This is a genomic window from Pseudomonas fluorescens (assembly GCF_902497745.1).
Taxonomy (GTDB): domain Bacteria; phylum Pseudomonadota; class Gammaproteobacteria; order Pseudomonadales; family Pseudomonadaceae; genus Aquipseudomonas; species Aquipseudomonas fluorescens_BM.
Genome location: NZ_CABVHJ010000003.1, coordinates 155,872 through 173,775 on the forward strand (window position 1 = coordinate 155,872; position 17,904 = coordinate 173,775).

General features: G+C 57.9%; 14 protein-coding genes. 4 read left to right on the top strand and 10 right to left on the bottom strand.

From position 1 onward, the window contains the following. Positions 1-31 precede the first annotated feature (31 nt). The 5 genes from F8N44_RS05835 to sdhC form a co-directional block, all read right to left on the bottom strand. Positions 32-2,863, bottom strand: a complete 2,832-nt coding sequence (locus F8N44_RS05835) for a 2-oxoglutarate dehydrogenase E1 component (protein ID WP_150649672.1) — start codon at positions 2,861-2,863, stop codon at positions 32-34. Between the two features lie 251 nt (positions 2,864-3,114). Further along, the gene (locus F8N44_RS05840) at positions 3,115-3,819 is read right to left on the bottom strand and encodes a succinate dehydrogenase iron-sulfur subunit (protein ID WP_007919888.1); all 705 of its coding nucleotides are present in this window, start codon (positions 3,817-3,819) and stop codon (positions 3,115-3,117) included. Positions 3,820-3,830: 11 nt separating this feature from the next. Further along, positions 3,831-5,603, bottom strand: a complete 1,773-nt coding sequence (sdhA, locus tag F8N44_RS05845; protein WP_038363946.1) for a succinate dehydrogenase flavoprotein subunit — start codon at positions 5,601-5,603, stop codon at positions 3,831-3,833. A 3-nt stretch (positions 5,604-5,606) separates the two neighbouring features. After that, the gene (sdhD, locus tag F8N44_RS05850; RefSeq protein WP_007919900.1) at positions 5,607-5,975 is read right to left on the bottom strand and encodes a succinate dehydrogenase, hydrophobic membrane anchor protein; all 369 of its coding nucleotides are present in this window, start codon (positions 5,973-5,975) and stop codon (positions 5,607-5,609) included. After that, the gene (sdhC, locus tag F8N44_RS05855) at positions 5,969-6,343 is read right to left on the bottom strand and encodes a succinate dehydrogenase, cytochrome b556 subunit (protein WP_038363944.1); all 375 of its coding nucleotides are present in this window, start codon (positions 6,341-6,343) and stop codon (positions 5,969-5,971) included. The genes sdhD and sdhC overlap by 7 nt, the downstream gene beginning before the upstream one ends. Before the next feature lie 362 nt (positions 6,344-6,705). Here sdhC and gltA point away from each other — a divergent pair, with 362 nt between their 5' ends. Next, complete coding sequence (gltA, locus tag F8N44_RS05860; RefSeq protein ID WP_003222994.1) at positions 6,706-7,995, top strand: citrate synthase; 1,290 nt, start codon at positions 6,706-6,708, stop codon at positions 7,993-7,995. 1,134 nt (positions 7,996-9,129) lie between these two features. Here gltA and F8N44_RS05865 read toward each other — a convergent pair. From F8N44_RS05865 to F8N44_RS05875, 3 genes are all read right to left on the bottom strand, one after another. Further along, positions 9,130-10,788: a cation acetate symporter gene (locus tag F8N44_RS05865; RefSeq protein WP_095050218.1), complete on the bottom strand. Its 1,659-nt coding sequence runs from the start codon at positions 10,786-10,788 to the stop codon at positions 9,130-9,132. Next, the gene (locus F8N44_RS05870) at positions 10,785-11,096 is read right to left on the bottom strand and encodes a DUF485 domain-containing protein (RefSeq protein WP_007919908.1); all 312 of its coding nucleotides are present in this window, start codon (positions 11,094-11,096) and stop codon (positions 10,785-10,787) included. Before F8N44_RS05870 ends, F8N44_RS05865 begins: the two co-directional genes overlap by 4 nt. A gap of 240 nt (positions 11,097-11,336) precedes the next feature. Next, the gene (locus tag F8N44_RS05875; RefSeq protein ID WP_095050217.1) at positions 11,337-12,188 is read right to left on the bottom strand and encodes a glycine betaine ABC transporter substrate-binding protein; all 852 of its coding nucleotides are present in this window, start codon (positions 12,186-12,188) and stop codon (positions 11,337-11,339) included. Between the two features lie 286 nt (positions 12,189-12,474). Here F8N44_RS05875 and F8N44_RS05885 point away from each other — a divergent pair, with 286 nt between their 5' ends. Beyond that, complete coding sequence (locus F8N44_RS05885) at positions 12,475-14,070, top strand: beta (1-6) glucans synthase (RefSeq protein WP_150649674.1); 1,596 nt, start codon at positions 12,475-12,477, stop codon at positions 14,068-14,070. 97 nt (positions 14,071-14,167) lie between these two features. Here F8N44_RS05885 and F8N44_RS05890 read toward each other — a convergent pair whose 3' ends face one another. Beyond that, positions 14,168-14,536, bottom strand: coding sequence for a hypothetical protein (locus F8N44_RS05890; protein ID WP_150649675.1), 369 nt, complete (start codon positions 14,534-14,536; stop codon positions 14,168-14,170). A 224-nt stretch (positions 14,537-14,760) separates the two neighbouring features. Between F8N44_RS05890 and F8N44_RS05895 the strand changes: the two genes are divergently transcribed. Together F8N44_RS05895 and F8N44_RS05900 are read left to right on the top strand one after the other, a co-directional pair. After that, positions 14,761-16,059, top strand: a complete 1,299-nt coding sequence (locus tag F8N44_RS05895) for a serine/threonine protein kinase (protein ID WP_034151543.1) — start codon at positions 14,761-14,763, stop codon at positions 16,057-16,059. Beyond that, positions 16,052-16,840 (top strand): VacJ family lipoprotein, encoded by a 789-nt coding sequence (locus tag F8N44_RS05900; protein ID WP_150649676.1) that lies wholly within the window; start codon positions 16,052-16,054, stop codon positions 16,838-16,840. Before F8N44_RS05895 ends, F8N44_RS05900 begins: the two co-directional genes overlap by 8 nt. A gap of 128 nt (positions 16,841-16,968) precedes the next feature. Here the strand turns inward: F8N44_RS05900 and F8N44_RS05905 are convergent, their stop codons facing one another. Further along, a complete protein-coding gene (locus F8N44_RS05905) occupies positions 16,969-17,883 on the bottom strand; it encodes a DUF808 domain-containing protein (RefSeq protein ID WP_150649677.1) in 915 nt (304 codons plus the stop codon). Positions 17,884-17,904: the final 21 nt, after the last annotated feature.

Genomic DNA, 17,904 nt, shown 5'->3' on the forward strand with positions numbered 1-17,904 from the left:
CCTTAAATTCGGTTTCAGGTGCGCGAAGGCGTTAAATGGTGAACGCGTCTTGCAGGAGTTTTTCCTGCTGCTCGGCGTGCATCGATGCGTAACCACAAGCTGGGGCAGCAGAAGCCTCACGGCCCGCGTACTCAAGTACGAGAGACTTGTCGAGGTTCGCAATACTGCGACGCAAGTGGTGCTGGCTGCAGTACCAGGCGCCCTGGTTCATCGGCTCTTCCTGACACCAAACGGCATTTTTGACGTTGGTGTATGGAGCCAGGACTTCTTTCAAGTCGTCCTCAGGGAATGGGTACAGCTGCTCGATACGCACGATGGCGATATCTTCACGGCCTTCGGCACGGCGTTTTTCCAGCAGGTCGTAGTAGACCTTGCCGCTACACAGAACAACACGCTCGACCTTTTTCGGGTCCAGAGTATCGATTTCCGGGATCACGGTCTGGAACGAACCTTCGGCCAGATCTTCCAGGGTCGAGATGGCCAGCTTGTGGCGCAGCAGCGACTTTGGAGTCAGAACGATCAACGGCTTGCGCAGCGGACGAATCACCTGACGACGCAGCAAATGGTAGATCTGTGCTGGCGTGGTCGGTACGGCGACCTGAATGTTGTGCTCGGCGCACAATTGCAGGTAACGCTCAAGACGTGCCGAGCTGTGCTCAGGGCCCTGACCTTCATAACCGTGTGGCAGCAACATGGTCAGACCGCATAGACGGCCCCACTTGTGCTCGCCGCTGGTGATGAACTGGTCGATTACAACCTGTGCACCGTTGGCGAAGTCGCCGAACTGGGCTTCCCAGATCACCAGCGCATCCGGCGTGGTGGTCGAGTAACCGTATTCGAACGCCAGTACCGCTTCTTCCGACAGGAACGAGTCGTACAGGTCAAAGCGTGGCTGACCGTCGTACAGGTGCTGCAGCGGAATGTAGGTGCCCGCGTCTTTCTGGTTGTGCAACACAGCGTGACGGTGCGAGAACGTGCCGCGGCCGATGTCCTGACCGGTCATGCGGATCGGGTGACCTTCGAACGCCAGGGTCGCGTACGCCATGGTTTCGGCGTAACCCCAGTTGATCGGCAGGCCGCCGGCTTGCATCTTCTGACGGTCTTCGTAGATCTTCGAAACCTGACGCTGAACCACGAAGCCTTCCGGAATTTCCAGCAGCTTGGCGGACAGTTCTTGCAGGGTCTTCAGATCAAAGCGAGTGTCGTGACGCGCAGTCCAGGCGTGGCCCAGATACGGACGCCAGTCCACGAACAGCTCTTTGTTCGGCTCTTTGACCAGCGATTTCACTACGTGCAGACCGTTGTCCAGCGCGTTGCGGTATTCGTCGACTTTCGCCTGAACACGCTCTGCGTCCAGCACACCGCCCTGGGTCAGACGATCAGCGTACAGCTCACGGGTAGTGCGCTGCTTGGTGATCTGCTGATACATCAGAGGCTGGGTGCCGCTTGGCTCGTCGGCCTCGTTGTGGCCGCGACGACGGTAGCAGACCAGGTCGATCACCACGTCACGCTTGAACTGCATGCGGTAGTCGATGGCCAGCTGGGTCACGAACAACACGGCTTCCGGATCATCACCATTCACATGGAGGATCGGCGCCTGGATCATCTTCGCAACGTCGGTGGCGTACTCGGTGGAACGCGAGTCCAGCGGGTTGCTGATGGTGAAACCGACCTGGTTGTTGATCACGATGTGCACGGTACCGCCGGTCTTGAAACCGCGGGTCTGCGACATCTGGAAGGTTTCCATGACCACGCCCTGACCTGCAAATGCAGCGTCACCGTGGATGGAGATCGGCAGAACCTTCTCACCGGTCGGGTCGTTACGACGATCCTGACGGGCGCGAACCGAACCTTCTACCACCGGGGAAACGATTTCCAGGTGGGACGGGTTGAACGCCATGGCCAGGTGAACTTCACCGCCGGCGGTCATCACGTTGGACGAGAAGCCCTGGTGATACTTAACGTCACCGGAACCCAGCTCGACCTTCTTCTTGCCTTCGAACTCGTCGAACAGCTCGCGCGGGTTCTTGCCGAAGGTGTTGACCAGTACGTTCAGACGGCCACGGTGGGCCATGCCGATGACGACTTCCTTGGTGCCGTAGGAACCGGAACGCTGGATCAGTTCGTCGAGCATCGGAATCAGGCTTTCGCCACCTTCCAGACCGAAACGCTTGGTGCCCGGGTATTTGGTGCCCAGGTATTTTTCCAGGCCTTCACCGGCAGTCACGCGCTCAAGCAGGTGGCTCTTGATGTCGGCGGAGTACGTCGGACGACCACGCACGCTTTCCAGACGCTGCTGGAACCACTGGCGCTGCTCGGAATCGGTGATGTGCGTAAATTCAGCGCCGATGGTGCGGCAATATGTCTGCTGCAACGCTTCGTGAATTTCGCGTAGGCTCGCTTCCTCTTTGCCGATGAACAGGTCGCCGGCACGGAAGGTCGTATCAAGATCGGCATTGGTCAAGCCGTAATGATTGATCGACAGGTCTGCAGGTGCAGGACGCTGCCACAGCCCCAGCGGGTCAAGCTGGGCTGCCTGGTGGCCACGCATACGGTAGGCCTGGATCAATCGCAGCACTTCAACTTGCTTCTTCTCGTGCTCACTGCTCACGCTGCCGGCGGAAACCGGTTGGGCGCGGCGCTGGTTCTTTGCCAGCAGCACGAAATGATCGCGAATTGTCGAGTGCGAAACATCAGTGGCAGAGTTGCCGTCGGCAGGCAACTTCTGAAAGTAGGTGCGCCACTCTTCTGGCACAGCGTTAGGGTCGTGCAGGTAGAGCTCATAAAGCTCTTCCACATAGGCAGCGTTTCCACCTGAAAGGTAGGCGCTGTTCCACATGCGCTGCATCACGCTTTCTTGCATGCTTGGTCACCCTCGGTTAGGGGAACACCATCGATGTCGACACCGAGCAAACTTGCAGAAGTCCGAATGCAGCGACTAAAACAAGCCACTTAGGATCACACTGATAGTCCGGGTACCAGCCCGGATGCCCCTGCTTGTCTCATTTCTTCAAAATAAGAGCCGCAGCTTATGGCTACTGCTCTGGTTATAGCCATGACGCGGGTTGAAGCCCGCGCCACAGCCTCTACGGTGCAGCGGTTACAGCAGCTGAATCACACGCCACTCGAAAGCAGCATGTTACGGATGTGACCGATGGCCTTAGTCGGGTTCAGGCCTTTCGGACATACGTTGACGCAGTTCATGATGCCCCGGCAGCGGAATACGCTGAACGGGTCATCGAGCGAAGCCAGACGCTCGTTGGTCTTGGTGTCACGGCTGTCTGCCAGGAAGCGATAGGCTTGCAGCAGCGCAGCTGGACCCAGGAACTTGTCCGGATTCCACCAGAAGGACGGGCAAGAGGTCGAGCAGCAAGCGCACAGGATGCACTCGTACAGACCGTCGAGCTTTTCACGCTCTTCTGGCGACTGCAGACGCTCGATGGCCGGAGCCGGCGTGTCGTTCTGCAGGTAAGGCTTCACCTTCTCGTATTGCTTGTAGAAGATGCTCATATCGACAACCAGGTCACGGATAACCGGCAAACCTGGCAGCGGACGAACGATCAACTTGTTACCTTTTACAACGGCGGACAGCGGCGTGATGCACGCCAGACCGTTCTTGCCGTTGATGTTCATGCCGTCGGAGCCGCAGACGCCTTCACGGCAAGAGCGACGATAGGAGAAACCCTCGTCCTGCTCTTTGATCAGGGCCAGCACGTCCAGCACCATCAGGTCTTTACCACCGGTATCGACCTGGAATTCCTGCATGAACGGCGCAGCGTCCTGATCAGGGTTGTAGCGATAAACACTGACTTTCAACATGGCGGTCACCCTTAATAAGTCCGGACTTTAGGTTCGAAAGTCGGAACAGTCTTCGGCGAGAAGTTCACGGCACGCTTGGTGACGCGCTTGTCACCCGGGAAGTACAGGGTGTGGCACAGCCAGTTTTCGTCGTCACGATCTTCGAAGTCTTCACGGGCGTGAGCACCGCGCGACTCTTTACGTACTTCGGCAGCGATGGCGGTAGCTTCAGCCACTTCCAGCAGGTTTTGCAGTTCCAGCGCTTCGATACGGGCAGTGTTGAACGCCTGCGACTTATCGTTGATCTTCACGTTGGCAATGCGGGTACGCAGGTCAGCAAGCTGAGCGATACCTTTCTGCATGTATTCGCCGGTACGGAATACGCCGAAGTAGTTCTGCATGCAGCTTTGCAGCTCGCGACGCAGGGTAGCGACGTCTTCACCATCGGTACGGTTGTTCAGTGCGTTCAGACGCGACAGGGCAGCTTCGATATCGGCTTCGGTAGCGTCGTCGTATTCGATGCCGTCGGTGAGCGCCTTTTCCAGGTGCAGACCAGCAGCGCGGCCGAATACCACCAGGTCGAGCAGCGAGTTGCCGCCCAGACGGTTGGCACCGTGTACCGATACGCAAGCCACTTCACCTACCGCAAACAGACCAGGAATGATCTGATCCACGCCTTCGGCGTTCTGGGTGATCGCCTGGCCGTGAATGTTGGTGGCAACGCCGCCCATCATATAGTGGCAAGTCGGAACAACCGGAACCGGCGCAACAACCGGGTCAACGTGAGCGAAAGTCTTCGACAGTTCGCAGATGCCTGGCAGACGGCTGTGCAGCACTTCCTCGCCCAGGTGGTCGAGTTTGAGCATTACGTGGTCGCCATTCGGACCGCAACCGTTGCCGGCGATGATTTCTTTAACCATCGAGCGAGCAACCACGTCACGACCGGCAAGGTCTTTGGCGTTCGGAGCATAACGCTCCATGAAACGCTCGCCGTGCTTGTTGATCAGGTAACCACCTTCACCACGGCAACCTTCTGTAACCAGTACACCGGCGCCGGCGATACCGGTCGGGTGGAACTGCCACATTTCGATGTCTTGTACCGGCACGCCAGCACGCAGAGCCATGCCGACGCCGTCACCGGTGTTGATCAGGGCGTTGGTGGTGGAAGCGTAGATACGACCTGCACCGCCGGTAGCCAGTACGGTGGCCTTGGCGCGGATGTAGGTGGTTTCGCCGGTTTCGATGCAGATCGCGATCACACCGACGAATTCGCCTTCCTGGTTTTTCACCAGATCGACAGCGTAGTACTCGTTCAGGAACGTAGTACCGGCTTTCAGGTTGCCCTGATAAAGGGTGTGCAGCAAGGCGTGACCGGTACGGTCGGAAGCAGCGCAAGTACGTGCAGCCTGACCGCCTTTACCGTAATCCTTGGACTGACCACCGAATGGACGCTGATAGATACGGCCTTGCTCGGTACGCGAGAACGGCAGACCCATGTGGTCCAGTTCGAAAACGGCAGCCGGGCCTTCCTGACACATGTATTCGATAGCGTCCTGGTCACCGATGTAGTCGGAACCCTTGACGGTATCGTACATGTGCCAGCGCCAGTCATCGTTCGGGTCAGCGGACGCGATCGCGCAAGTGATGCCGCCTTGGGCGGATACAGTGTGCGAGCGGGTCGGGAAGACCTTGGTGATCACGGCAGTCTTGTGACCACCCTGTGCCAGTTGCAGCGCAGCGCGCATGCCGGCACCGCCACCACCAATAATGATGGCGTCGAAAGAAATCGTTGGAATGTTAGCCATGACTCAGATACCCCAGAGAATCTGCACACCCCAGACGAAGTAAGCGAACATCGCGATGCCGCAAACTGCCTGGAAAAGGAAACGTACTGCGGTCGCGGACTTGCCCAGCGCCATTGGCGTCAGGTAGTCGGTCGCGATGGTCCACATGCCGACCCAGGCGTGAGCGCCAAGGGCAACGAGGGCCAGCAGACTGAAGATACGCATCCCGTTGTGAGCGAACAGGCCGTGCCACTGGTCGTAGCCAATGCCCGGATTCGCTGCAAGGTATCCGATCAGGAAGATGAAATAAGCCGCGAGAACAACCGCAGACACACGTTGCGCCATCCAGTCATAGAGGCCCGAACGCGAAAGGTTCGTAACGCTGGTTACCATATCCAAACTCCTGCCAGAACGATCAGCACCACGGAAATGGCGATGATGATTTTCGAGCCCAGGCGGCCGCCTTCCAGCGTCTCACCGATGCCCATGTCCATGATCAAGTGGCGCACACCGGCTACCAGGTGATACAGCAGAGCGGACAGGAGGCCCCATGCTACGAACTTGGCCAGCGGGCTGGTCAAGCATGCCTTCACTTCGGCAAAACCTTCCTCGGAACCCAGAGACTTGCCCAATGCATAAAGCATGAAGCCGATACCCAGGAAGAGGATGATGCCGGAAACACGGTGAAGAAACGACGTAACGCCGGTGATGGGGAGTTTGATGGTCCTTAGGTCTAGGTTTACAGGTCGTTGGCTTTTCACGGCTTTTTTTTCACACTGAAGAGCCCCTAACAATCAGGGCAAAGTTGTTGGGGAGTGCACTGGTCAGGTAACCACCACCCAGGGATGCGACCCCCAATAAAGCAGGCCCAAAAGCCCTTGGCGGTCGGTGGCCGAGTATAGACAGTTAGGTTACTAATGACAACGCAATCACCTACCCCAAATAGCTGATTGCACAAGTCGTATAAAAGGCGTAAATGGCAGTCAATTTCGAGGAAAAAGTGCGCTTAAAGCCTTCTGGAGCAAGACTTTAGGCAAATTGACATTCGAATTTATCTCACTATAGTGGTGCGGGCCCTGCGTGGGGGGTCTGTCTGATGGTTCAAGCATAAATAGGAGGCCACATGGCTGACAAAAAAGCGCAGTTGATCATCGAGGGCGCAGCCCCCGTCGAGCTGCCCATTTTAACCGGCACCGTTGGTCCCGATGTAATCGATGTTCGGGGCCTGACGGCCACGGGCCGCTTCACTTTCGACCCTGGTTTCATGTCGACCGCCTCGTGCGAATCGAAGATCACCTATATCGACGGCGACAACGGCATTCTGTTGCACCGCGGCTACCCGATCGAACAGCTGGCTGAAAAGTCGGACTACCTGGAAACCTGCTATCTGCTGCTCAACGGCGAACTGCCGACCGCAGAACAGAAGGCCCAGTTCGTCAGCACCGTGAAAAACCACACCATGGTTCACGAGCAGCTGAAAACCTTCTTCAACGGTTTCCGTCGCGACGCCCACCCAATGGCCGTCATGTGCGGTGTAGTCGGCGCCCTCTCGGCCTTCTACCACGACTCCCTGGACATCAATAACCCGCAGCATCGCGAAATCTCCGCGATCCGCCTGGTTGCCAAGATGCCGACCCTGGCAGCGATGGTTTACAAGTACTCCATGGGCCAACCCATGATGTACCCGCGCAACGACCTGACGTACGCGGAAAACTTCCTGCACATGATGTTCAACACTCCGTGCGAGATCAAACCGATCAGCCCGGTGCTCGCCAAGGCCATGGACCGGATCTTCATCCTCCACGCCGACCACGAGCAGAACGCATCGACTTCTACTGTGCGTCTGGCCGGTTCTTCGGGTGCCAACCCGTTCGCCTGTATCGCCGCCGGTATCGCCGCACTGTGGGGCCCTGCCCACGGCGGTGCGAACGAAGCCGTTCTGACCATGCTTGACGAGATTGGCGATGTGTCGAACATCGACAAGTTCATCGCCAAGGCCAAGGACAAGAACGATCCGTTCAAACTGATGGGCTTCGGTCACCGCGTTTACAAGAACCGCGACCCTCGCGCGACTGTAATGAAGCAGACCTGTGACGAAGTGTTGAAGGAACTGGGCATTAATAACGATCCGCAACTCGAACTGGCGATGCGCCTGGAAGAGATTGCGTTGACTGACCCGTACTTCATCGAACGCTCGCTGTACCCGAACGTCGACTTCTACTCGGGGATCATCCTCAAGGCGATCGGCATTCCGACCAGCATGTTCACTGTGATTTTCGCGCTGGCACGTACTGTTGGCTGGATCTCCCACTGGAAAGAAATGCTCTCCAGCCCGTACAAGATTGGCCGTCCGCGCCAGTTGTACACTGGCTACGAGTCGCGTGACATTACCAAGCTGGAAGACCGCAAATAAGACCTGTCTTGCGATAACGTCTTAAAGTTGTACCGGGAACGGCCTCTATTTATAAAGGGGCCGTTTTTGTTTGTTTGTTTGGGTTTGGGATTTGGGGGCATATCCGTTGCTGCGGTTATGGCTGCTTAGGGTTCCGCCCTTACGGCGGGTCACTTTTTCCAAACGCCGAAAAAGTAACCAAAAAGGCTCGCCCCGGCGTACGGCACTTCGCTGAGGCTCAGTGTTCCCTCGCTACGGTGTCCATCCGGGGGCATCGCCTACGGTTTGCTTCGCTGCACCTCCTCTCGATGTATGCGGCTGCGCCGCACGGCGCTTCGCGCCTACCCCCGGATGAACACCTCCGCTCGGCCTGCCGATGGGGCAAAAAATCAAAAGCCAAAGCCAAAGCAAGATCAAAAGCCAGATCAAGAGCCCCTCACCCTAGCCCTCTCCCGGAGGGAGAGGGGACTGATTGAGGTGTTTGGGGGAGCTACGCCGACGTGCGATACCGCGTTGAACTCAGGCTTTGAAAAGCACCGAAATCAGCACCCTCTCCTTCCACTCCCGGAGGGAGAGGGGACTGATTGAGGTGTTTGGGAGAGCTACGCCGACGTGCGATACCGCGTTGAACTCAGATTCTGAAAAGCTCACAAATCGGCTCCCTCTCCCTCGGGAGAGGGCTGGGGTGAGGGGCAGCAACAACGCAAATCAAAAGCCGAACATCCGCTCTTAACCACTCAATAGGCCGAGTGTCAGCTCGCCTGCTCTTGATCTTGATCTGTAAGGCGACGTCGGAAGGCTGAGTGGAGGGATTGATCCGGGCGTGGGAGCGCAGCGACCGTTTGGCGAAGCCAAACACAGCGAGAGGAGGTGCAGCGAAGCAAACCGTAGGCGCTGCGCCCGGATCGATTCCGGAGCGAAGGGACCCCGAGCCCCAGCGAGCGGGCTGTACGTAGGTGCAAGCGTTTTTTGCTTGCTTTTTTTGGCGTTTGAAAAAAAGTGAGTCGCCGTAAGGGCGAAACCCTAAGCCGCCGTTACCGCAGCAACGGATATACACCCAATAAAAAACACACCAAAGTCCGATAACCGCCCACAAAAAATGCCCCGATCTCTCAACCGGGGCATTCAGCACAACATTACAAAACCATCAAACCATCAATGCGAAACCGCCCCACTCGCCCCCAACCCCGTCTGCGAACGCACAAACTGCGGGAAGAACAGCGCCCGCTCGTTATCCGCAGCCGCCGACTTGTCAGTGATCGAGAAGAACCAGATCCCCACAAAGGCAATGATCATCGAAAACAGCGCCGGATACTCGTAAGGGAAGATCGCCTTCTCGTGATGCAGAATCTGCACCCAGATGGTCGGGCCAAGGATCATCAAGCCAACCGCACTCACCAGACCCAACCAGCCGCCAATCATCGCACCACGAGTGGTCAGCTTCTTCCAGTACATCGAAAGCAGCAGCACCGGGAAGTTACAGCTAGCCGCGATCGAGAACGCCAGGCCCACCATGAAGGCAATGTTCTGGCTTTCGAACAGGATGCCCAAGCCAATCGCCAGCACCGCCAAGGCAATGGTGGTGATCTTCGAGACACGAATCTCGTCCTTCTCGTTCGCCTTGCCCTTCTTGATCACACTGGCATACAGGTCGTGAGAAACCGCCGAAGCACCCGCCAGAGTCAGACCGGCGACAACCGCCAGAATGGTCGCGAACGCCACCGCCGAGATAAAGCCGAGGAAAATACTGCCACCGACCGCGTTGGCCAGGTGCACCGCCGCCATGTTGTTGCCGCCCAACAGCGCGCCAGCCGCATCTTTGAAGGCCGGGTTAGTGCTGACCAGCAGGATCGCGCCGAAGCCGATGATGAAGGTCAGGATGTAGAAGTAACCAATGAAGCCAGTGGCGTAGAGCACGCTCTTGCGAGCTTCTTTTGCGTCACTCACGGTGAAGAAGCGCATCAGAATGTGTGGCAGGCCAGCGGTACCGAACATCAGCGCCAGACCCAGCGAGAAGGCCGAAATCGGATCTTTGACCAGACCGCCCGGGCTCATGATCGCTTCGCCTTTGGCGTGAACCTTGATCGCCTCGGAGAACAGCGTGTTGAAGTCGAAGCCTACGTGCTTCATCACCATCAGCGCCATGAACGAGGCGCCGGACAGCAACAGCACAGCCTTGATGATCTGTACCCAGGTGGTCGCCAGCATGCCGCCGAACAGCACGTACATGCACATCAGCACACCGACCAGAATCACCGCGACGTGGTAGTCCAGACCGAACAACAGCTGAATCAGCTTGCCGGCACCGACCATTTGCGCGATCAGGTAGAACGCCACCACCACCAGCGAACCGCAGGCCGACAGGGTGCGGATCTGGGTTTGCCCGAGGCGGTAGGACGCCACGTCGGCGAAAGTGTATTTACCCAGGTTACGCAGGCGCTCGGCGATCAGGAACAGGATGATCGGCCAGCCCACCAGGAAGCCGATCGAGTAGATCAGGCCATCGTAGCCGGAGGTGAACACCAGTGCGGAAATCCCCAGGAAGGACGCCGCCGACATGTAGTCACCGGCAATCGCCAGACCGTTCTGGAAACCGGTGATCTTGCCGCCCGCCGCATAGTAGTCGGCCGCCGAGTTGTTTTTCTTCGAGGCCCAGTAGGTGATGTACAACGTCGCGCCAACGAAGGCGACGAACATCAGGATCGCCGGAATGTTCAGCGGCTGTTTGGCCACCTCCCCCGTCAATGCATCCGCCGCCCAGACACCCGGTGCGAACGCTGCAACACTCAATAAAGCCAGTAGACGCCGGATCATTGCTGAGCCTCCTTGAGAATCGCATTGTTCAGATCGTCAAACTCGCCATTGGCGCGGCGCACATAGATAGCGGTAAGGATGAATGCCGAAAGAATCAGTCCGACACCGATCGGGATGCCCCAGGTAATCGAGGACTCAGGACTGAGTTTCGCGCCCAGAATATGCGGCCCGTAAGCGATCAGAAGAATGAAGCCAGAGTAAAGCCCGAGCATGATCGCCGAGAGTATCCAGGCGAACTTTTCCCTTTTTCGCACCAGCTCCTTGAATCGGGGACTGTTTTGAATCGAGAGGTAAATGCTGTCGTTCATTGTTTTTATCCTCGCAGCACAGATTATTGTTGGAACATAGCTAATGTATGCGGCTGCGAGCGCGGTAACAGACGACCTTAGTAGTAGAACGCCATGACACTTTTGCCAATTTCCGGTACACACAAAACAACTGTGGGAGCGAGCTTGCTCGCGAGGGCGTCGGATCAGTCGATATTTGCATCAACTGACAAATCGCATTCGCGAGCAAGCTCGCTCCCACAGGTTTAGGCGGTAAAGCTTTTATTTAGTCCAGTCAGCCACGCGATCCGGGTGCTTGGCCACCCAATCCTTGGCCGCTGCGTCAGGCTTGGCGCCGTCCTGAATCGCCAGCATGACTTCGCCGATTTCGTCTTTCGACGCCCACTGGAAGTTCTTCAGGAACTTGGCCACTTCCGGTGCTTTGGTCGCCAGCTCTTTGCTGCCGATGCTGTTCACGGTTTCAGCCGCGCCATACACGCCTTTCGGATCGTCGAGGAAGCGCAGTTTCCACTTGGCGAACATCCAGTGCGGCACCCAACCGGTGACGGCGATGGATTCGTTTTTCTTCTCGGCACGGGTCAGCTCGGCGATCATGCCGGCGCCGGAACTGGCCTTGAGGGAATACTTGTCGAGGCCGTAATCCTTGATCGCCTGATCAGTCTTGAGCATCACACCCGAACCGGCATCGATGCCGACGATACGGTTTTTGAAGGTGTCATCGGTTTTCAGGTCTTCGATCGACTTGGCTTTCACATACTCCGGCACGATCAGGCCGATTTTCGCATCCTTGAAGTTCGGGCCGTAATCGACGACCTGATCCTTGTTCTTCGTCCAGTATTCGCCGTGAGTCACGGGCAGCCAGGCCGAGAGCATGGCGTCGAGTTTGCCGGTGGCTACGCCCTGCCACATGATCCCGGTGGCGACGGCTTGCAGCTTCACGTCGTAGCCGAGTTTCTGTTTGATCACTTCGGCCGCCACGTGGGTGGTCGCGACGCTGTCGGACCAACCGTCAACGTAACCGATGTTCAGGGTCTGTTTTTCTGCGCTGGCGAAAGTGGAGCTCATCGCAAGCACCAGAGCGGCACCTGCGCCTAAAAGTCGTCGCATCTTCATCGTTACTTCCCCGAAATGCTGCGCCCGACGGATGCCGGGCATCGTCAACGTATTGTTATGGTGCACAGCGCCCCCATCACGCCTGACCGCAAACCAACTCGAACATCAGCGGAGTACTGATGCCATGATCATCAACCTGACGCCGCAGGCGACCTGCTCTGTCAGCGACCTCAAGGCAACGAGAAACGACATCAGAAGGCCATTAATCGCGGCTATATAAATGACGCCAGATAATCCGCCCGAACTTTGCATGTGCAAATCATGCAGGTCACCAACCCCTCTATAAATGCAGGTAACATGCCTCGCTTTGCAGCCACTCGGCCTGACCATGTCCGCGACTTCCCGTTTCCCCTTTCTGCCTTATCTCTTCGCCTGCCTGCTCGGGCTGTTTGCCCTCGGGGGCTTCTGGTACGGCCTCGGCCAACCGGTGATTCTGCCGGATGCGGCGACGCCGACGCACAAGCTGCAGTGCGCCTCGTACACACCGTTCGATAAAGACCAATCACCGTTCGACGTGCCATTCAAACTGCGCCCGGAGCGCATGGACGCCGACCTTGCGTTGCTGGCGACTCGCTTCGAGTGCATTCGTACCTATTCGATGACGGGCCTTGAGGCGCTGCCGGATCTGGCGCGTAAACATGGTCTGAAATTGATGATCGGTGCCTGGGTCAACAGCAACCCGGTGGACACCGAGAAAGAAGTCGACCTGCTGATCGCCTCGGCCAACGCCAACCCGGACGTGGTCAGTGCAGTGATCGTCGGTAACGAGGCGCTGCTGCGCAAAGAAGTCACCGGCGCGCAACTGGTTCGACTGATCAACAAGGTCAAGAGCCAGATCAAGCAACCGGTCACCTACGCCGATGTCTGGGAGTTCTGGCTCAAGCATCCGGAGGTCGCGCCGGCGGTGGACTTCCTGACCATTCACCTCCTGCCGTACTGGGAAGATGATCCATCGAACATCGACGTCGCCCTGCAGCATGTCGCGGATGTGCGCCAAGTGTTCGGCAATAAGTTCGCACCGAAAGACGTGATGATCGGTGAAACCGGCTGGCCGAGCGAAGGCCGCCAGCGTGAGACCGCCCTGCCGAGCCGGGTCAACGAGGCCAAATTCATTCGTGGTTTTGTCGCGATGGCCGAGAAGGAAGGCTGGCACTACAACCTGATCGAAGCCTTTGACCAGCCGTGGAAGCGCGGCAGCGAAGGTGCGGTTGGCGGTTATTGGGGCCTGTTCGATGCCGATCGTCAGGACAAGGGTGTGCTGGCCGGGCCGATGACCAACGTGCCGTACTGGAAGGAATGGCTGGCGGTCGGTGGTTTGATTTTTCTTGGCACACTGATCCTTGGCGGTCGTGTTCGTACCACGCGCTCGGCTTTGGTGTTGCCATTGCTCGGCGCCCTCGCCGCTTGCTCGATGGGCGCCTGGGGTGATCTGGCGCGGTTGACCACACGGTTTACCAGCGAATGGCTGTGGGTCGGCTTGCTGACCGCGTTGAACCTGTTGGTGTTGGCCCATGCGGCACTGACGCTGAGCGCGCGCACTGGCTGGCGTCAACGGGCGTTCAATCTGCTGGAACGTCGCGCTGGCTGGCTGGTTGCGGCGACAGGTTTTGCTGCGGCGGTGATGATGCTGGAGATGGTCTTCGATCCGCGTTATCGCAGCTTTGCGAGCATGGCGTTTGTGCTGCCGGCGCTGGTTTATCTGTGTCGGCCGGTCAGCGTGCCGCGTCGCGAGATTGCCCTGCTGACGTTTATTGTCGGCGCGGGGATTGCGCCGCAGTTGTATCAGGAAGGGTTGCAGAATCAGCAGGCGTGGGGTTGGGCGTTGGCGAGTTTGTTGATGGTTGCTGCACTGTGGCGCTGCCTGCGCGTTCGCAAGGGCTGATTTTCAGCGAGGCTAAAGACCTCTTCGCGAGCAAGCTCGCTCCCACAGGAGAATGCATTCCAAATGTGGGAGCGAGCTTGCTCGCGAAGACTGATTGTCAGGCGCTGCGAGTTGCTCTGACCAACCGCAACCCGGCAATCACCAACGCAAACACCGCCAACGTCGTGTTGTACAACGCCAGAGCTGGCACTCCGAATACCAGCGCCAGCACCGCCAGCCACCACCCTGCCCGCCCCGGCAAGACAAAACCGATCAACGCCGCACCCAACGCCGTCCAGCCCAATACCTTGAAATGAATCATCAACCCAAGGTTCGAACGCAGCTGGCATTCCCAGCGACTGGCCTCATCCACGCAGATACCGACCCACCGCCCGTCTTCCATAAAGCCATAACGCGTGCCATAGCTGGCGGCCAACCATAACGGCAACAGAACGAGCAGCAGAATCACGGGCAAGCGGCGGGACATGAAACACTCCAATCTTCGGAAATCGGCGGCCAGCTTAATCTGCCGCCAGCCGTGTGCAAGAACTAACAACTGTTAACTGTTCATTCGGGGCGTGCAAAGTGTATCGTCCAGCTACTATTACTCCGAATTCTGCCTGTTTGGTGCCGCAGCATGGCACTTTGGCGCAAGCCCGGTGGTCATAGCCTGCGAACTTCATTCGGCACCTTCCTCTAAGGGATCTAGTCATGCTCCGTTCCTTGCGCTTCGCCGCGCTGTTCAGCGGCCTTATTTTGAGTGCGTCCGCACTGGCGGTGGATATCGATGCCGCCAGCTATGGCTACCCGCTGACCAATCCGTTCGAGGCGACCATCGCCACGACCCCGCCCGATTTACGCCCGGAGCTGCCACTGGACGACGATATCAATCAGTCGGACCGCAGCCTGACGTTGCGCCCGGAGCGAGAGTTCATCCTGCCGGACAACTTCTGGGCAGTGAAAAAGCTCACCTATCGCATCGCCACCCAAGACAAACCGGCACCGCTGATTTTCCTGATCGCCGGCACCGGCGCACGCTATGACAGCACGCTCAACGAATATCTGAAAAAGCTCTACTACAAGGCCGGCTACCACGTCGTGCAGTTGTCGTCGCCGACCAGTTTCGACTTCATCAGCGCCGCCTCGCGTTTCGCCACCCCGGGCGTAACCAAGGAAGACGCCGAAGACATGTACCGGGTGATGCAGGCCGTACGGGCGCAGAATCCGAAACTGCCGGTGACCGAGTATTACCTGACCGGCTACAGCCTCGGTGCTCTTGATGCTGCGTTCGTCGCGCATCTGGACGAGACGCGCCGCAGCTTCAACTTCAAGAAAGTCTTGCTGCTCAATCCGCCGGTCAACCTTTACACCTCGGTCACCAACCTCGACAAACTGGTGCAGACCGAAGTCAAAGGCATCAACACCAGCACCACATTCTACGAGCTGGTGCTGTCCAAACTGACCCGCTACTTCCAGCAGAAAGGCTACATCGACCTCAACGATGCGCTGCTCTACGACTTCCAGCAGTCCAAGCAACACCTGACCAACGAACAGATGGCGATGTTGATTGGCACCTCGTTCCGCTTCTCCGCGGCCGATATCGCCTTCACCTCGGACCTGATCAACCGCCGTGGCCTGATTACCCCGCCGAAATTCCCGATCACCGAAGGCACCAGCCTCACGCCGTTCCTCAAGCGTGCGCTGCAATGCGATTTCGATTGCTACCTGACCGATCAAGTGATTCCGATGTGGCGTGCGCGCACCGATGGCGGCAGCCTGCTGCAACTGATCGATCAGGTCAGCCTGTATGCGCTGAAGGATTATCTGCATGACAGCCCGAAAATCGCTGTGATGCATAACGCCGACGACGTGATCCTCGGCCCGGGCGACCTCGGTTTCCTGCGCAAGACCTTCGGTGATCGCCTGACCGTTTACCCACTGGGTGGCCACTGCGGCAACCTTAACTACCGCGTCAACAGCGACGCCATGCTGGAGTTCTTCCGTGGCTAAATATCTCCTGCTGATTGCAGCGCTTCTCTGCGCAGGCGTGGCCCAGGCCGATAACAGTAAAGCCAACGCGCCGGTCGTCGTCGACAGCGACGGCTTCAAGGAGCCGCTGTCCAAACTCAAATTCAACCCGGGTCTGGATCAGCGCGAATTCGAGCGCTCGACGCTCAACGCGCTGAACGTCTACGACCCGCTGGAATCGTGGAACCGCCGGGTTTACCACTTCAACTATCGCTTCGACCAATGGGTGTTCCTGCCGGTGGTCGATGGCTATCGCTACATTACGCCAAGCTTCGTGCGCACCGGGGTGAGCAACTTCTTCAACAACCTTGGTGACGTGCCGAACCTGGTCAACAGCCTGTTGCAGTTCAAGGGCCAGCGCTCGATGGAAACCACCGCGCGCCTGCTGCTCAACACCACCATCGGCATCGCCGGCCTGTGGGACCCGGCCACCGCCATGGGCCTGCCGCGTCAGAGCGAAGACTTCGGTCAGACGTTGGGCTTCTATGGTGTACCGGGCGGTGCCTACTTCGTACTGCCGATCTTCGGCCCGTCGAACATCCGTGACACTGCAGGCCTGGCTGTCGATTACACCGCCGAGTCGGCGATCAACTTCCTCAACGTCTCGGAGGTCAGCTCCAACCATCCGGAAGTCTGGGCCCTGCGTGCGGTCGACAAGCGTTATCAGACCAGTTTCCGATATGGTCAGATGAACTCGCCGTTCGAGTACGAGAAAGTGCGTTACGTGTACACCGAAGCGCGCAAGTTGCAGATCGCCGAGTAAAAACGGTTGCCACAAAACACTGTGGGAGCGAGCTTGCTCGCGAATGCGGTAATCCAGTCAATACTTAAGTCGACTGATACTCCGCTTTCGCGAGCAAGCTCGCTCCCACATTTGCTTTGTGTCGCTGGTTAGCCCTTCACGGCTTTCCAGATCTTGCCGACGACGGAAACCACCGCCAACACCACCGCACCGGCAATGATCCCCGCCACACCATTGAGCAACATCGGCACCGCAAACCCGGCACTCCCGGCCGCTGCGCCAACACCTTCAATCCAGTCATGCACCACCGGCACGCCGTGGGTGAGGATGCCGCCGCCGACCAAAAACATCGCTGCCGTACCGACCACCGACAGGGTTTTCATCATGTACGGTGCCGCGCTCAGAATGCCGCTGCCGACTTTCTTCGCGACCTGCCCAGGCTTCTGGGTTAGCCACAGGCCGAGATCGTCGAGTTTGACGATGCCCGCCACCAGACCGTAAACGCCGACAGTCATGACGATAGCGATGCCCGACATCACGATCACTTGCTGAGTCAGCGAGGCCGTTGCCACGGTGCCCAGAGTGATCGCGATAATCTCTGCCGACAGGATAAAGTCAGTGCGAATCGCGCCTTTGATCTTGTCCTTTTCGTACGCCACCAGATCGGTCGCCGGATCAGCTACCGCCTCAGTCAGTTGCGCATGTTCGGCCTCGTCTTCAGCCTTGCTGTGCAGAAACCTGTGCGCAAGCTTCTCGAAACCTTCGAAACACAGATACGCACCACCCACCATCAACAACGGTGTTACCAGCCACGGTACAAACGCACTGATCGCCAGCGCCGACGGCACGAGGATCAATTTGTTGACGAAAGAACCTTTGGCCACGGCCCAGACCACGGGAATTTCCCGCTCGGCACGTACGCCGGAGACCTGCTGGGCGTTGAGCGCCAGATCGTCGCCGAGCACGCCGGCGGTCTTCTTGGCGGCCATTTTGCTCATCAACGCCACGTCGTCCAGCACGGTGGCAATATCGTCGACCAGCACCAGCAAACTGCTTCCTGCCATGAATCCTGTTTCCTTTTATGT

Excerpts from the sequence above, each read along its gene's own strand:
- sdhD (WP_007919900.1), bottom strand. The coding sequence starts at position 5,975 with ATGGTAACCAGCGTTACGAACCTTTCGCGTTCGGGCCTCTATGACTGG.
- F8N44_RS05875 (WP_095050217.1), bottom strand. The coding sequence starts at position 12,188 with ATGAAGATGCGACGACTTTTAGGCGCAGGTGCCGCTCTGGTGCTTGCG.
- F8N44_RS05840 (WP_007919888.1), bottom strand. The coding sequence starts at position 3,819 with ATGTTGAAAGTCAGTGTTTATCGCTACAACCCTGATCAGGACGCTGCG.
- F8N44_RS05870 (WP_007919908.1), bottom strand. The coding sequence starts at position 11,096 with ATGAACGACAGCATTTACCTCTCGATTCAAAACAGTCCCCGATTCAAG.
- F8N44_RS05865 (WP_095050218.1), bottom strand. The coding sequence starts at position 10,788 with ATGATCCGGCGTCTACTGGCTTTATTGAGTGTTGCAGCGTTCGCACCG.
- gltA (WP_003222994.1), top strand. The coding sequence starts at position 6,706 with ATGGCTGACAAAAAAGCGCAGTTGATCATCGAGGGCGCAGCCCCCGTC.
- F8N44_RS05895 (WP_034151543.1), top strand. The coding sequence starts at position 14,761 with ATGCTCCGTTCCTTGCGCTTCGCCGCGCTGTTCAGCGGCCTTATTTTG.
- F8N44_RS05905 (WP_150649677.1), bottom strand. The coding sequence starts at position 17,883 with ATGGCAGGAAGCAGTTTGCTGGTGCTGGTCGACGATATTGCCACCGTG.
- F8N44_RS05890 (WP_150649675.1), bottom strand. The coding sequence starts at position 14,536 with ATGTCCCGCCGCTTGCCCGTGATTCTGCTGCTCGTTCTGTTGCCGTTA.
- sdhA (WP_038363946.1), bottom strand. The coding sequence starts at position 5,603 with ATGGCTAACATTCCAACGATTTCTTTCGACGCCATCATTATTGGTGGT.
- F8N44_RS05885 (WP_150649674.1), top strand. The coding sequence starts at position 12,475 with ATGCAGGTAACATGCCTCGCTTTGCAGCCACTCGGCCTGACCATGTCC.
- F8N44_RS05835 (WP_150649672.1), bottom strand. The coding sequence starts at position 2,863 with ATGCAAGAAAGCGTGATGCAGCGCATGTGGAACAGCGCCTACCTTTCA.